Raw genomic sequence first — 14345 nt, forward strand, 5'->3', positions numbered from 1 at the left:
CATGCCTGCGGCCTTGACAGTCGTCCCCGGTCTTTTGCAGGTGCAATGGCCGGTCCGAACCCTATCCATGGGTGGGTGGCGTTATCGCGTTCACTTCACACTCTCTCGCCACAAAAGTGGAGATATGGGGAGGGGAGAGCCGTGACTACCAAAAGCACGACCATGACGCTGTGCACCTATATGGGCGCCATAGCCGGCACGATGATGTTCGTCGGCATATGGCCGATCGCACATTTGTTTCCGCCTCTGGCCCCATCCATGCCCGTCGAGGAAGTCGCCGCTTATTATCGCAGCCATCAGACCGGCATATTGGTGGGCGCCATATTGATCGCTTCCTCCTCGGTGCTGTTCTTCCCCTTTCTGGCGGCGGTCGCCACCTTCATGAAGAAAATCGAAGGGCCGATTTCGCCTGTGACCTGGGCCTTCGTGATGGTCGTGGCCTTTGGCTTCGTGACCGTGTTCTTCGCTGGTCTGTTTTTCACGGCGGCGGCCTATAGGCCTGACCGGCCCGACGCGGTCATCGGGGCGCTGAGCGACATAGCCTTTCTTCTGTTCGTCATGCCCGCGGTGCCAGCCTTCGTGCAGAATTTGCTGACCGGCTTCGTCATATTGGGCGACCGCCGCGCAAAGCCCATCCTGCCGCGCTGGCTGGGCTATATGAACCTGTGGACCGGCGTTCTGCTGCTGCCCGGACTGGCGGTGGGCCTGTTCAAGACCGGGCCTTTCGCCTGGAACGGTGTTCTGGCCTTCTGGATGCCGGCTGTCGTGTTCGGCATCTGGTTCAACCTGATGATCTTCGCCATGCTCGGCGCGATCAAGCGCGACGCGCTGGGCGGCGAATAATGGCTGCGTCGCAAGCCGCCGCCGCCCGCTCCCGCGGCCATGTGCCCGGCGAAGAAGGCGTATGGGTGTTCATCGGCGGCGATCTTGTCGTCTTTGCCGTCTTCTTCATCACCTATGCCGTCGCGCGGCAGCAGGAACTGGCGCTATTCGAAAGCGCGCAAGCCCTGCTCAACCGCAATCTTGGCCTTCTCAACACCCTTTTGCTGTTGACCAGCAGCCTTTTCGTCGCCCAGTCCGTCGCAGCCGTGCGCCGGGGCGACAGCAAGGCACGTCCGCTGCTGTTGGCCGCGATCCTGCTCGGCAGCGGCTTTGTCATCGTCAAGATATTCGAATATTCCGCGAAGATCGCTGAAGGCTTCACGCTCAACAGCAACAGCTTTTCGATCTATTATTACATGTTTACCGGCATCCATCTGGTGCATGTGCTGATCGGCCTCGGCGTGCTGTGTTTCGCGCTTTCACGCTTCGACCGGAACGGGAAGATGCCGGGCGGCGTCGCATTGATTGAGGGCAGCGGCGCCTTCTGGCATTTGGTCGATCTGCTGTGGATCATCCTCTTCGCTCTGCTTTACCTGCTGTAGGGACATCGTTTCATGGCCATCTGGCGCAACCGCATCACTCTGATCTGGGCGATTCTGGTCGCCGCAACCTTTTTGTCTTTCGAAACGATGACGCTAGCCTCTCTTATTCACGACGCTCGGTTTCGGGCCCGCTCTGGGCATTTGCTGCGGCTGGCTGTATTGCGCGGACGACCGGCATCGCTGGCGTTTGTTTCACCGCATTCGGATTGATGGGCTTTTCGGGTTGAAGGGCTGGGCTCGGAGTTCTGCGGCGCTGCCGCATGGGCTACGTCGGCGCAGGCTTCAGCCGGAGAACGAGGGCGCGGAACAGGTCGGCATCCGGACAGGCGGAAGCGAAGGCAATGCGGATGCGGCTAGCACTTTCTACGACGCGCGCAGCGACCTTGAGCAGCCGCAGGCGCAAGGTGGTAAACTCCGCGCTTGCCAGAGCAGCGGTCCTGGGCATCGCCTGCTGGATGCGCCATAGCAGCCAGTATGCGGCAGTGTGCAGTATCAGGCGCATCTGATTGGCATTGGCCGAGCGGCACGAGGTTCGGTCGCTGGCGAGCTGGGACTTGTGGCGCTTGATCAGGTTCTCGGCCTGACCACGCGCGCAGTAGAGCGTGTCGTAGATGTGCTCGGCCGATCCTGTTGCCAACGAGGTGACGACATAGCGGATGTCCATGCCCAGCGTGCTGGCCTCGATCCGTGCAACGACGCGACGCTGGCACTTCCAGGTCTTTGCCCCATAGCGGGTCTCGGCATAGTTGCGCAGGACGGGACACTGACGCTGGGCGCGCTTGACCGCGCAGGCATCGGCGACCGCAACAATGGCGGGATCGGCGCGCAGCGCTGAATTGGTGGGCAGGCCGAACACGTAATCGACGCGGGCCGCATCGCAGTAGGCCATGACCTCGGGTCGACCATAGTGCCCGTCGCCGCGGATAGTGATGTGGGTATCGGGCCAATTACGGCGCAGGTGACGCACCAGGCGTCGGATGTGCCCCGCCGCCTCCTTTCCAGAAGGCGTCTTGCCTGTGCGCAGCAGCATGGCCACCGGCCTGCCGGTCGCGGTGTCGTAGATATGGATCGGTAGGAAGCAGCGCTCCCCATGATGCCCGTTCCAGAACGAGAGCTGTTGATAGCCATGCACGACGTCGCACGTGTCGTCGATATCCAGCGTGACCGCTGTCGGAGGGGCGGGATAGCTGGCGCAGTAGATGTCGATCATCGCGGCCATCATGCTGGCCAGTTCGCGCGTAGTCGGTGCATTTTCCCACCGGCTCATCGTCGGTTGGCTGGCCAGCCCCGCGCCCGATTCCGGCAGCTTGCCGAGCGCCAGGCGGAAGCCTGGATCGTCGCGCAGAGCATCGAGATCATCGGCATCCTCATAGCCGCACGCAATCGCGAACACACGGGCACGCAGAATGTCATCCAGGCGATGGATCACCCGCGCTGGATCGCGCGGATCGGCAATACAAGCCGCCAGGCGCTGGCAAATCCCCATCGCGCGCTCGGCCTGTGCAAGCAGTAGAACACCGCCATCCGAGGTAAGCCGGCCACCGTCGAACGCAGCTGTGATTTTCTTGCGGCCGACTGCTGGGAATCCAAATGAGCTTGCGATATCATCGTTCATGGCGGGTGTGGCCCGTGGCATTTTCTGCCCTGCGGCAGGTTCGGCTTAGACACCCAGTTCCTAATTCAGATCAGAGGCTTACGCCACTCCCGCCAACCCTTCAGGACACTTTTGGTGAATAAGGCGGGCTAGGCAATGCCTTTCTTCTTCGCTCCCTTATCCTCGTCATCGCCTTCGCGAAGGTATTGCTGGTCGGACGCGAGTTCATGGAGTTGCGGCATGCACCGCCCCTGCTGCTGTGGCTGTTCCAGCTTTGGGCGGTCGTCACCTGCGTGGTTCTGATCGTCCTCTTCCACGCATGATCCAGGACCGGCATCAGCCCGGATATATAGGCGCGGTCGAGGGCAAGGCTTGCTCCGCGACAGAAGGAATTGGGCGCGTTGCCAGCCCCGAGATGTGCTGATCTTACAGAAATCCGTGCTGCATAGCGACCTTGGCAAGGGCAGCCCTAGTTGCACCCGCCTGCCACTCCATACTCAAACCATGCGCGAATTCTGCGAGCGCATATAAAATGGCGGGACATGCGGCCATGTCCCGCCCTATCGAAAGACGATCAGGCCGGAACTTCCGTCCCGCCCGCCGCAGCTTCATCTATCCCCATCTTGCGGGTAAGGTCCGCCATGTCGAGATATTCACGCCAACGCGAAATCAGTCCGGCCTCGTCAAACTCGTAGATCGCGACCATCTGGTGTGGACATGGACGCCCCATGATGATGGCGGTGTCGGAACGCTCCTGCATGACCATCCGGTCGTTCGAGACGATGTTCACCTCATTACATTTATTGTTGGTGGCAAAAGCCATTTGTCGCTCGATTTCCGCCCGAAGAGCCGCCTTGCCCTTCACGACCGGACCGCCGGGCACCCAAAGCTGCCATTCGGCGTCCTCTGCCATCATCGACAGGATCTTCTCGACATCGGGCCTGCTCTCATCGCTGCCATCGCCCCAGGCGTCGCAAAATGCCCGCACCTTGTTCTCGATCTCAATGCCCATCAGCATTTCCTTTTCATATTTCCATCGGAATATGGATTATGCGTTCACCCCCGGGACAAGGCCCGCGTTACGCCAATGAACGGCACCGTGCAGCTCTGCCCGCCATCGACCGGATAAAGCATCCCGTTGACGTAACGGGATTCGTCCGAAGCCAGGAAAAGCGCCATGGCGGCGATATCTTCCGGCTCCCCGATAAAGGGGGTGTTCAACACTTCCAGGAACAGCCGGTCCATCTCCGGCGTAGACCATTGTATCTTGGATGGCGTCTGCGTCGGCCCCGGCAGGATCGCATTACTGCGGATGCCTTGCTTACCATAAGTGGCTGCAATCGCCTGGACGAACCAGTTGAGCGCGGCCTTCGACGATCCATAGCTATAGGCAGTGATATCGCCGCCCAAGGAACTGCCGGAAGATGTCGAAATGATAGACCCCGCCCCGCGTTCCAGCATGTGCGGAATGGCGAGCTTGCTCGCCAGAACGGCACCCAGAACGTTCACCCGCAAATTTGCCAGGAAGATGTCGGGATCGAACGCCAGGAAATCCATGTCGCGCATGGCATGGTCCTGATTGACGTAAAGCGCGTTGTTGAACAGCACATCGATACGACCGAAATCGGCAACAGTCTGGCCGATCATGCGTTCAAGGTCAGCATGTTCACCGACATCGACAGTCATGGCTCGCGCCGTTCCTCCCGCATCGGCAATAGCCTGCGCCGTTCCCTCGGACGCTTCGGCGCGAATGTCCGCGACGATCACCGTGGCGCCCTCCCGCGCGAACATCATCGCGCTGGCCCGTCCGATGCCGCTTCCACTGCCGGTGATGATGCAAATCTTGTCTGCCAGGCGGCCCATTCCTGCTTCCTCTTTCCATTACGATTGGTTGCCGGTGCCATGGACCGGATACAGACAAAGGCAGCGCACGATCGGTCCGCTGGAACCTGTCTTGTGGAAGGAGGATCGTTTTCCGCCCTATCCACGCCCCGGCGCTAGCACTCAATAGATGGACCGACGCGCCACGCTCAGGGCCTCATGACGGGGATCTGGCGCGCCGACTTAAAATCGCCGGCCATTAAGCCGCGCACAGTCAGCTGGTCAGCAGACGGGATAGATGCGGCCTCCGCCACGATCGCTCCATGTAGGGCGTGCGCCCGCCCCCAGCTTGCAATGGCAGGGCTCTCCATCTTTTACTTCGATGGCCTCTCATGACGCATTTCGCGTTTTAGGCCTGCTTTCGGATCGACATGATTACGATGTAGGACAGGCTGCGTTTGGGATCGGCCTCGATACGCGCGGCCAGACGCTGCGTCAGATTATCCAGCAGCGTTTCGCGATCGCGGGAAGCATCGATACGCGCGAAGAAGTTGGGACCGTTGGCGGCTCGCATCATGTTCGCCCATTGCCGCCCCAGTTCAGCCGCATCGCCGGTCTGCTGGAAAGCCTCCCAATAGGGGTCGGGAGCCGGGATCGCCGCAAGATGGTCCAGCACCAGATCAGGCACCAATCCCGTCTCGAACGGCATCGCCAACTGGTCCACCGAGCGGCCGGCCGAGGGCGATGTCATCCTGAGAGTTTCAGCGCTGCTCAGCAGTCCTTCCTGCTCCATATCCATGATAGACTGCCAGAAATTGCCCGCCATCCACTCAAATCCGTGGCCATCCGGCCCCCGGCCCAGGAACTGGCAGACCAGTCGTCCGCCTGGCCGCAATTCGGCCGAGCGCGCGTTCAGGAAACGAAGCCAGTCTTCGGCCAGCACGGCGTCGACAGCGGCTCGCGCCTCGACCGACTGGCTGTAAACCGCCCAGCCATGGTCGGTAACGTCGACCGGGCTATGGCTCATCCAGTGCAACGCGTTGGACGACCAGCCGATATCCACGCTGCCAGGCGGCAGGATCATGTCGAAATAGGATCGGCCGACCGCCGAAGGAAAGACACCCTCGCGCCCCTGAAGATAGCTGGTGGGGTCATCCGCCAGCAGGCCGAATAACGACGTAAAGTCATTGGAAGGCAGGTCCGTATGCACGACCTGCACCACCCGCTCCGCATCGTTTGAGCGAATGAGATCAATGGCCGTCGCCATCGGCGCCATCGAATTGCGCCCCTGCGACGCGCCATAATCGGCGATGGTGACGGCGCGACCGGAATCGGCGTCGATAGCCCGCGCCGCATCTTCCAGCAGAGGCAGCGCCGATTGCAGATTAGCGTGTTGAAGACCCGAGTGGCGATTGTAAAGCCCGTCCCCAGCCATGGCCGCGACCGCGGACGAAGTGGGATCAACCATAGAATGTCTCCGCAATGCGCTGGGTATAAATGACGCTCTTTTCAGGCGACAAACCGTAATGGGGAATAACCGGTGTGATCGCATCGGCCAGCGCCGCGCGGCGCATGACCCGATCCCGCACTTCATCGGCGGTTCCGATCACCGCGATGCTTTCCACCATGTCATCGGTGCAGGCCGCCGTCATCCCCGCCATATCGCCTTGCGCGAAAGCGGCCTGAATCGCCGCGGCTTCCGCGCCAAAGCCGATTTCCTCGAAATAGCGCATATATTGCGGTGACTGGCTGTAATAGGCAACGGTCCCTCGGCAATCGTCGATGGCTTCGCGCCGATCGTTCGAAATTACGGTGAAGATCGAAATATTGAGCGAGAAATCCTTGCGCGCTCGCCCGGACCGCTCCAGCCCCGCCTTCACATGCTGCGCTACTTCGCGCTCTATCCACGCATCGTTCCACAAAGGATGCCCCAATAGCCCGTCGGCGATTTCTGCCGCCTGCGCGCAGGCTTTCTGGAACACGGCGGGCAGAATGATCGGAATATCGCCACGCACCGGCTTATGCAGCAGGCGGAAATGCGACAGGTCGAGGCGATGATATTCGCCCGCCAGTTCGGTCAGTTCACCCGTATGCCCTTTCGCCACGATAGCGCGGATCATGCCGACAATCTCGCGCATATGGGCGAGAGGCTTGCCATAGGCGCTGCCGAACGATCCCTCGATCTGGCTCTGCGCGCTCGATCCTAGCCCCAGCACTACCCGGCCATTGCTGATCAGGTCGAGGTCAATCGCGCTGCATGCCGTTTCCAGCGGACTACGCACAAAGGCCAGCGCGATGCCGGTGCCCAGCTTGATCCGCTGCGTGGCAGGGGCGACCGCAGCGAGGGTCGAAAAGGGCGCGCCGAACATCTGGGGTGCCCATATGCCTTCCACCCCCGCCGCTTCATATCCCTGCGCCAGCGCGGAAAGCTCTTGCCCCGGCATGGGGACGATCTGCGCCCAAACAGCCTTGCGATCCGTCATTTTCTTCCCCCCTCAAAAGCTGTTGGTGTCGAAATAATCGCGCCACGCGACGATATGCGGGCCATCCATTTCCATGGCGCCCATCACCCTCAGCGCCAGCATTTCCTGCCCATCCGGTCCATAGAATATATCGCTGCGCTCGGTCAGAACGACATTGCCCGCCACCGCCGCATGATGCACGACGAACTCCCCCCGCTCGAAGGGAAACCGGGCCAGGAAACCTTCTACGAACTGATTGGCCTGATCGATTCCGACGGTCGTCGCAACGCCGACATTTTCCCAGCGCGTCTGCGCCGTGAACCGGCGCTGCATGGCTGTCAGCATATCTTCGCGCGAGCCGCTGCTCTCCCGGAAAAACGTCAGCGCTTCTTCCAATGGACCCGGCATATCACTCCCCTGCTTTCATTTGGCTTCATCCTCCATGGCGCGACGCGGCGCGTTTCTGCCCTGCCGAAAGATAGCGGCTGCCCTTGATGGCGGGTCTTAAGCCCGGCCCGCGCCCAAGCTGGCGGCGGTGAAATCACGCCTTCATCGAAACAAATATGACGCGCATGATCTCGTCCCAGAATGCGGCGTCATCTTCTTCCCCCAGCGTGCCCTGTGCCACGCGTTGACCGGCATAGACCGCAGCCTGAAGGAGATAGAGGACGGCCAGCGTATAACGCTGGCGAAACAGATGATCGTCCAGATGCAGGCAGTTCTGGCGCAGGAGCAGGTTGAGTTGCCGGGTCGTGGCCGGTTGCCTTTCCTCGACGAACAGGGGGCTTTCGGGATCGGCCAGAACGAGCTGGAGAATCAACTTGGCGAAGGTCGCACGGCGCTGTCCGTGAAAGGCTTCCAGGACAGGGCGCAGCAGAGCGTCCAATATCTCCTTCATATCCCCTGGCAAGCGACCGTGACGGGCCAGCCAGTCGATCCGCGCCTGATCCGCCTCCGCCTGGCGAAGATCGTATATTGCCTCGATCAGCTTCTGCTTGGAGCCGAAATGATGATAGATCGCCGAATTATTTGCCTGATGGGCCCGGCGCAGGATTTCCCGGATAGAGGTGCCTTCCAGGCCGCGTTCGGCCACCAGCTGTTCAGCTGCCAAAATGAGTTTCTGCGCGCCGGGAGAATAATCGTCGAAGGATGTCATGGCCTGTGCATAGGCGCGCTTCGGGTCGCGACCAACAACAGATGCCCGCAACGGATCAGCGCCGCCATGCCGCGCGTGGCCGAAAGGTCGCGCTGAAAACAGTATGTCCTTCTCATGAAAGCGAATGGAGCGGCAGAAAATCGGGCGCCTCCTATATTCCTGATTGATGCTTGGAGGAGTTTTGCATGAGTGCCGTTGACGAACTGATCGCCCTTGCCCAGTCGCCCGATCCATTCCGCAATGCGCCGGACAATCTGGCGGAACTGCAACTGGAGGCCGCGCGCGAGTGCTTCACGGAACGACGGCAGCAGATCCGGGTGCTCGACAAGCGCGCGCGTGAAGCCGGTATCGACAGCGTCGACAACTTTGCCGACCTCGTGCCCCTGCTCTTCGCTCACACCAACTACAAAAGCTATCCCGAGGCCTTTGTAGACAATGGCCAGTGGAAGCATATGAACATATGGCTCGGCACGCTCAGCAGCTATCCGACCGACAATATCGACGTTTCGGATGTCCGCGATATCGACGACTGGCTGGATCGCGCCAAGGCCGCGGGCCATCATGTTTTCGCGTCGAGCGGGACGTCGGGCAAATCCTCCTTCCTCGACCAGTCAACGCAGGATCGCGATCTTTCGCTCGCCGCATGCATCGCGGCGGCGGATCTTTCCACGCCCGCTTATGCTCCCGATAACGCGCGGTCGGTCTTCACGATGATGCCGCCGCGCGGCACGCACAAGATGATCGAATTTTGCAACGCGCATTTCCCCCGCTGGGCCGCGCCGGGCGAGTTTCATCGCCTGAGCGAAGACCCGATCCGCGCATTCGACGCCATGCGACCGGCGCAGCTCCGCCGCCTGCTGGCTGCGGGCAAGGTCGGTCCCGGCGAGATAGCAGCCTATGAAGCGGAGGTCGAAGCGCGCCAGGTCAAGCGGGCGGGCGAATTCGATGCTTGGATGGACCTGCTCGAAAGCCGCCGGGATCGCCCGCTCTACATCGGCGTCATGTATGGCGTCGCATGGCAAATCGTTCAGGCACTGCGCGCGCGCGGGGTCAAGGATGGAGATTTCCATCCCGACACGCTGATGAGCTTTGGTGGAGGCACCAAGGGCGCGGCCGTCCCGCCCGACTATAAGGAACAGATTATGGGCTTTTTCGGCGTGACGCCGGATCGCATCACCAGTTCCTATGCGATGGTGGAAATGAGCGGCTTCTGCGCCAAGATCCAGCCGACCGAATCCTATGCGATGCCGCCATGGATCATCCCCCTCATCCTCGACAAGCCAGGCGAAAAGCTGCTCGGCACGACCACGGATAGCGGCACGGTCGAAGGCCGCATGGCGTTTTTCGACATACTGGCCGACGGCCGCTGGGGCGGCGTCATTTCCGGGGACAAGGTGCAGGTCGAGTTCGGCTCCGGCCTTGAAGGGGTGAAGACCCCGGTGGTCCACGCGATCGCCCGTTACGCCGATCTGGAGGAAGGCGAGGATAAGCTCAGCTGCGCGGGGTCGATCGATTCCTATGTGCGTGGGTCCATCTCCTCACCCCAGTCCGTCGCGGCCTGAAGCACAGGAGGCAGACATGCTGCATGAAATCATCGCCGATAACGACAAACTGCTCGTTCCCCATGTGATCAAAGGCGTCGTCCAACTGGATGCCGCCGTCGAACATCGCTCGCGCGGCAGCGGCAGTTCGGTCATGACGCCATCGATCGACCTCGACTCGCTGATCTGGCCGCGCAGCGAGGCAGGCCCCGCTTTCAACACGCCGCTGGCGGAAATCGTGGATTTCCTCGTCGAAGTGGGCAAGGCGCTCGATTTCGACCGGAATATCTACCTGCAGGAAGCTGCCGCCTATAATCTGCGCTGCAACAATCTGGGCGCGCGCATCCTTGAAAATTGCTACCGCGATATCGCCTGGTTCTTCAAGCGCGAAGCGGTCGAGGCCGAAGCGGAACAATCGCTGGGATCGACCGATGTGCTCGATGGATGGGCGCGGCGCGACGTGCAGGGCGCGTCCTTCGACATCCGCGCCTTCCCGCCGCGCATGGTGCATGTGCTGGCCGGAAACGCGCCCATCGTGCCGCCGGTCACGATCGTCCGGGGCGCCATCAGCAAGGGCGTGCATCTGATGAAAATGCCGTCGAACGACATGTTCACGGCGACCGCCCTGTTGCGGACGATGGCTGACGTCGGCCCCAACCACCCCGTGACCCGCTCCTTTTCGGCAGCCTATTGGCGCGGCGGCGACGCCAGCATCGAAAATCACATCTTGCGCTCGCAATATTTCGACAAGCTGGCCGTCTGGGGCGGCGAAGCGGCGGTGCGCCACGCCATGAAATATGCCGCGCCGGGCTTTGAGATCATGTCCTTCGATCCCAAAGTGTCGATTTCGCTGATCGGCAGCGAAGCCTTTGACGGCACGCCGCTGGCGACCATCGCCGAACGAAGCGCCGCTGACATCATCGCCTTCAATCAGGATGCGTGCAGTTGCGCCCGCTTCCAGTTCATCGAAGGGTCGAGCGATCAGGTCGATGCCTATTGCGAGGCACTAGTCGAGGCGATGGGCAAGGATATTCGCTATGGCGCCGGCGTTGACGGTCCGTTGCCGCCCCCCATGCTGGTCGACGAACTGGACATGCTGAGCAATCTGGAGCCGGTCTATCGCGTGTTCGGCCAGCCCGATGGCCGGGGCATGGTCATCCGCTCCAGCGAGCCTGTGTCGTTCAACCCCGGCGGAAAGCTGGTCAATGTCGTCACGGTCGATCGCCTCGCCGACGCGATCCAGCATGTGACGGTGGCCACCCAATCGGTCGGCGTCTACCCGCAATCCCGCATTGCCGAGGTGCGCGACGGCCTTTCCTCGGCAGGTGCCCAGCGCATCGTCGGCCTTGGCAATATCAACAACGGAAAATTCGGCGGCCTGCCGCACGATGGGGGATGGCCGGTGCACAAGATGATGCATTGGGTCGTCACCGAAGCAGCGAAAGATTGAAAAGACCTATGACACAGACGAACACTCAGGCGCTGTCGCTCGATACCTATCGCCTGCTCGGCCGCTCGGGATTGCGGGTTTCGCCGCTGGCGCTGGGCACGATGACCTTTGGCGAGGAATGGGGCGCGGATGAGAAGGAATCGCGCCGGATATTCGATAGCTATGTGGATCAGGGCGGCAATTTCATCGATACGGCGGGATATTATGCCGATGGCGCATCGGAAACGCTGACCGGTAAATTCGCCGAGGCCAAGCGCGAACGGCTGGTCCTGTCGACCAAATACTCGCTGACCCGCTCGGTCGGAGATCCCAATGCCGCCGGCAACAGCCGCCGCAACATGGTGCAGACGGTCGAAACCAGCCTGAAGCGGCTGCGTACGGACCGGATCGACCTGTTCTTCCTGCATGTCTGGGACGACACCACGCCCACGGATGAAATTCTGCGCGCGTTCGACGATCTCGTAACGCAGGGCAAGATCCTGTATCTTGGCCTGTCGGACACGCCCGCCTGGCAGATGGCCCGGTTGCAGACCATGGCGGAGTTGCGTGGCTGGAGCCAGCTTGTGGCGCTGCAGGCTGAATATAATCTGATCGAACGCACGGCCGAGCGCGACCTGATCCCCGCCGCCAAGGCGCTGGGCATCGGCGTCATGCCATGGTCGCCACTGGCAAGCGGGATGCTGTCCGGCAAATATGCGACCGGCGGCAGCGCGCATGACAGCGAAGCGGGCGGTCGCGGCGCCATGTTGCAAGCGGCTGGCCGGGTCGATGCCCGCGTGGTGGCGATCGCTGATGCGGTGAAGGCGACCGCCGATGAAATGGGCGTGACCTCCGCGCAAGTGGCGATCGCATGGACCCTTGCCAATCCGGCGGTGGTGTCGCCGCTGGTGGGCGCGCGCACCATGCGGCAATATGAAGATAATATCGCCGCGCTCGGCATATCCCTCGATGCGGCGCAGTTGGAGCGCCTGGACGCGGCCAGCCGGACGCCGCTCGGCTTCCCGCACGATTTCCTCGCTTCGCCCTTCATTCGTCATGGATTGACCGGCGGCACCACCATCCAGCCGCGCGCTTAACTCCAGGTCTGGCGGAAACGCCTGACGGTCTGGAAAATATGGAACGCAAATGCTTGGAGCATGATCCGTCACATCGGACGGATCATGCTCCCATCATGCGGCGCGAACCAGTTTTCCGGGACGCGCGCCGGTATCGACCCCGTCCCGGCGGGTCACAATCCCGCTGACCATCGTGGCGCGATAGCCGGTCGCATGCTGCGCCAGACGGCGGCCTCCGCCGGGGAGGTCATAGACGACATGAGGGGCATGCAACCTGATCCCATCATGATCGATCACGTTGATATCCGCTTTCAGGCCGACCTTCACCCGCCCCCGGTCTCGCAGTCCGAGAAAATCGGCATTATCGGCGCTCAGCGCCTTCACGGCGGCGGGAATCGTCAGCCTCTCTCCCGCACGGTCGCGGGTCCAGTATGACAGCATCGTCGTCGGGTAACTGGCGTCGCAGATGATGCCATAATGCGCGCCGCCATCCCCAAGCCCCACTATGCTGTATGGATCGCGCATCATGGCAAGCGCCGGCTCCAGCGACCGTTCCGCATAGTTGGAAAAAGGCATCAGGATCAGCGCGTGGCCATCCTGTTCGAGCATCAGGTCATAAACCAGTTCCACCGGACTGACGCCGCGCTTGGCGGCCAGCGCGGCGATGCTCCCGTCCGGCGAAGGTTCATAATCAGGTTCTGCGCCCAGCGGATAGATATTGTCCCACGTCCGCAACAGGCGATGCAGCGGCGTCGGCGTCTCGTCCGGCTCCTCCGCGATCAGCCGCGCGCGAAAAGCGGGATCGCGCATGATCGCGACCTTTTCCGCCAACGGCCGCTCCGCAATCGCGCGATAGCTCGCACAATGACTGAAAGCGTTTGCGGATGTCGACAGGCCGCACATCGCCCCCATCGGCCTTGGGAAAACCTGCGCCAGCACTGGCGCCGCTCCGCTTCCATTATGCTGGGCAAGCGCATCCATGGTGCGCCGCCAACCCTGCGGATCGGTCGACCATTGGGCCAATGAATAGGTCACGGGGCGACCGGACTCATGGGCCATGCGCTTCATCAGATCGATGTCGCTTTCCCAATCGGCGGTATCGAGATTGGGGATCATCTGAAGCACGCCGCGCCCCGCTTCGCCCACGGATCGAGCAATCGCCGCCAGTTCGTCGCTCTCCGCCTGGAAAGACGGGATGAAGGCGCCGTCGCCGCGCCGGTGGACCAGCGAACGCGACGTGGCGAAACCCAGCGCGCCGGCCGCCATCCCTTCCTCGACAAGCTGCGTCATCCGGGCGATGTCCGCCGGGGTCGCCGGCTCGCGATCCAGACCGCGCTGCCCCATGGCGTAGACGCGCAACGGCGAATGCGGGATATAGGCGCCGACATCGGCATCCCAGGCCCGCGCTTCGAGTGAACGCAGATAATCCGGGAAACTTTCCCAGTTCCAGGGCAGGCCCTTCGCCATAACGGCTTCGGGGATGTCCTCCACCCCCTCCATGACATTGACGAGCGCCTCGCGATCCTCCGCCCGGCACGGCGCGAAGCCAACGCCGCAATTACCGATGACGACGGTGGTGACGCCATGCTCGGCGGAAGGGACAAGGCTGTCCGACCAGGTGACCTGCCCGTCATAATGGGTGTGGACATCGACGAAGCCCGGCGTAACCAGAAGCCCGCGCGCGTCAATCTCCTCCCTGCCCTGCCCCACGGCGGAACCGACGGCCGCGATGCGACCCTCGACAATGGCGATGTCCGCTTCGAACGGCTCGCCACCATCCCCATCGACTATCGTTCCGCCCCGGATCACCAGATCAGCGTCGGCCATGTCCATTCCTCTCGC

At 61.8% G+C, this 14345-nt stretch carries 15 protein-coding genes; 7 read left to right on the forward strand and 8 right to left on the reverse strand.

The genetic code is table 11. The features are described from left to right. The first annotated feature begins 141 nt into the window (after positions 1-141). The 3 genes from LDB26_RS12630 to LDB26_RS12640 are packed head-to-tail and all read left to right on the forward strand — an operon-like array spanning position 142 to position 1634. Positions 142-843, forward strand: coding sequence for a hypothetical protein (locus tag LDB26_RS12630; protein WP_257538649.1), 702 nt, complete (start codon positions 142-144; stop codon positions 841-843). Then, positions 843-1424, forward strand: coding sequence for a cytochrome c oxidase subunit 3 (locus tag LDB26_RS12635; protein WP_257538651.1), 582 nt, complete (start codon positions 843-845; stop codon positions 1422-1424). Before LDB26_RS12630 ends, LDB26_RS12635 begins: the two co-directional genes overlap by 1 nt. A 12-nt stretch (positions 1425-1436) precedes the next feature. Then, a complete protein-coding gene (locus LDB26_RS12640) occupies positions 1437-1634 on the forward strand; it encodes a hypothetical protein (protein WP_257538653.1) in 198 nt (65 codons plus the stop codon). A 55-nt stretch (positions 1635-1689) separates the two neighbouring features. Here the strand turns inward: LDB26_RS12640 and LDB26_RS12645 are convergent, their stop codons facing one another. Continuing rightward, positions 1690-3039, reverse strand: a complete 1350-nt coding sequence (locus LDB26_RS12645; RefSeq protein ID WP_013039775.1) for an IS1380-like element ISSp1 family transposase — start codon at positions 3037-3039, stop codon at positions 1690-1692. Positions 3040-3206: 167 nt separating this feature from the next. Between LDB26_RS12645 and LDB26_RS12650 the strand changes: the two genes are divergently transcribed. After that, complete coding sequence (locus LDB26_RS12650) at positions 3207-3341, forward strand: cytochrome C oxidase subunit IV family protein (RefSeq protein ID WP_257542106.1); 135 nt, start codon at positions 3207-3209, stop codon at positions 3339-3341. A gap of 251 nt (positions 3342-3592) precedes the next feature. Here LDB26_RS12650 and LDB26_RS12655 read toward each other — a convergent pair whose 3' ends face one another. The 6 genes from LDB26_RS12655 to LDB26_RS12680 all read right to left on the reverse strand — a co-directional run bounded on the left by LDB26_RS12655 (position 3593) and on the right by LDB26_RS12680 (position 8457). After that, positions 3593-4036, reverse strand: coding sequence for a nuclear transport factor 2 family protein (locus LDB26_RS12655; RefSeq protein WP_257538654.1), 444 nt, complete (start codon positions 4034-4036; stop codon positions 3593-3595). 38 nt (positions 4037-4074) lie between these two features. Further along, the gene (locus LDB26_RS12660) at positions 4075-4881 is read right to left on the reverse strand and encodes an SDR family NAD(P)-dependent oxidoreductase (RefSeq protein ID WP_257538655.1); all 807 of its coding nucleotides are present in this window, start codon (positions 4879-4881) and stop codon (positions 4075-4077) included. Between the two features lie 367 nt (positions 4882-5248). Beyond that, positions 5249-6307, reverse strand: coding sequence for a class I SAM-dependent methyltransferase (locus tag LDB26_RS12665; RefSeq protein ID WP_257538656.1), 1059 nt, complete (start codon positions 6305-6307; stop codon positions 5249-5251). Further along, on the reverse strand, positions 6300-7322 hold the full coding sequence (locus LDB26_RS12670; RefSeq protein ID WP_257538657.1) for an LLM class flavin-dependent oxidoreductase: 1023 nt from the start codon (positions 7320-7322) through the stop codon (positions 6300-6302). Before LDB26_RS12670 ends, LDB26_RS12665 begins: the two co-directional genes overlap by 8 nt. 12 nt (positions 7323-7334) lie before the next feature. Further along, positions 7335-7709, reverse strand: a complete 375-nt coding sequence (locus tag LDB26_RS12675) for a limonene-1,2-epoxide hydrolase family protein (protein WP_257538658.1) — start codon at positions 7707-7709, stop codon at positions 7335-7337. A 133-nt stretch (positions 7710-7842) separates the two neighbouring features. Beyond that, positions 7843-8457 carry a TetR/AcrR family transcriptional regulator gene (locus LDB26_RS12680; RefSeq protein WP_257538659.1) on the reverse strand — a complete coding sequence of 205 codons (615 nt, stop codon included), beginning with the start codon at positions 8455-8457 and terminating at the stop codon, positions 7843-7845. Between the two features lie 185 nt (positions 8458-8642). Between LDB26_RS12680 and LDB26_RS12685 the strand changes: the two genes are divergently transcribed. Genes LDB26_RS12685 through LDB26_RS12695 form a run of 3 tightly spaced genes read left to right on the forward strand, consistent with a single transcriptional unit; the run spans position 8643 to position 12524 of the window. Continuing rightward, positions 8643-10019: a hypothetical protein gene (locus LDB26_RS12685; RefSeq protein ID WP_257538660.1), complete on the forward strand. Its 1377-nt coding sequence runs from the start codon at positions 8643-8645 to the stop codon at positions 10017-10019. Between the two features lie 16 nt (positions 10020-10035). Next, positions 10036-11448, forward strand: coding sequence for an acyl-CoA reductase (locus LDB26_RS12690; protein ID WP_257538661.1), 1413 nt, complete (start codon positions 10036-10038; stop codon positions 11446-11448). Further along, on the forward strand, positions 11445-12524 hold the full coding sequence (locus tag LDB26_RS12695; protein WP_373886115.1) for an aldo/keto reductase: 1080 nt from the start codon (positions 11445-11447) through the stop codon (positions 12522-12524). Before LDB26_RS12690 ends, LDB26_RS12695 begins: the two co-directional genes overlap by 4 nt. A gap of 93 nt (positions 12525-12617) precedes the next feature. Here LDB26_RS12695 and LDB26_RS12700 read toward each other — a convergent pair whose 3' ends face one another. Continuing rightward, positions 12618-14330 (reverse strand): amidohydrolase family protein, encoded by a 1713-nt coding sequence (locus LDB26_RS12700; RefSeq protein ID WP_257538664.1) that lies wholly within the window; start codon positions 14328-14330, stop codon positions 12618-12620. Positions 14331-14345: the final 15 nt, after the last annotated feature.

Origin of the sequence: Sphingobium sp. CFD-1, from assembly GCF_024611115.1 — a bacterium.
GTDB classification, from domain to species: Bacteria; Pseudomonadota; Alphaproteobacteria; order Sphingomonadales; family Sphingomonadaceae; genus Sphingobium; species Sphingobium baderi_A.

Bases quoted from the DNA above. Each gene is read 5' to 3' on its own strand.
- LDB26_RS12645 (WP_013039775.1), bottom strand. From the start codon at position 3,039: ATGAACGATGATATCGCAAGCTCATTTGGATTCCCAGCAGTCGGCCGC.
- LDB26_RS12700 (WP_257538664.1), bottom strand. From the start codon at position 14,330: ATGGCCGACGCTGATCTGGTGATCCGGGGCGGAACGATAGTCGATGGG.
- LDB26_RS12685 (WP_257538660.1), top strand. From the start codon at position 8,643: ATGAGTGCCGTTGACGAACTGATCGCCCTTGCCCAGTCGCCCGATCCA.
- LDB26_RS12655 (WP_257538654.1), bottom strand. From the start codon at position 4,036: ATGCTGATGGGCATTGAGATCGAGAACAAGGTGCGGGCATTTTGCGAC.
- LDB26_RS12675 (WP_257538658.1), bottom strand. From the start codon at position 7,709: ATGCCGGGTCCATTGGAAGAAGCGCTGACGTTTTTCCGGGAGAGCAGC.
- LDB26_RS12640 (WP_257538653.1), top strand. From the start codon at position 1,437: ATGGCCATCTGGCGCAACCGCATCACTCTGATCTGGGCGATTCTGGTC.
- LDB26_RS12690 (WP_257538661.1), top strand. From the start codon at position 10,036: ATGCTGCATGAAATCATCGCCGATAACGACAAACTGCTCGTTCCCCAT.
- LDB26_RS12670 (WP_257538657.1), bottom strand. From the start codon at position 7,322: ATGACGGATCGCAAGGCTGTTTGGGCGCAGATCGTCCCCATGCCGGGG.
- LDB26_RS12680 (WP_257538659.1), bottom strand. From the start codon at position 8,457: ATGACATCCTTCGACGATTATTCTCCCGGCGCGCAGAAACTCATTTTG.
- LDB26_RS12660 (WP_257538655.1), bottom strand. From the start codon at position 4,881: ATGGGCCGCCTGGCAGACAAGATTTGCATCATCACCGGCAGTGGAAGC.
- LDB26_RS12665 (WP_257538656.1), bottom strand. From the start codon at position 6,307: ATGGTTGATCCCACTTCGTCCGCGGTCGCGGCCATGGCTGGGGACGGG.
- LDB26_RS12635 (WP_257538651.1), top strand. From the start codon at position 843: ATGGCTGCGTCGCAAGCCGCCGCCGCCCGCTCCCGCGGCCATGTGCCC.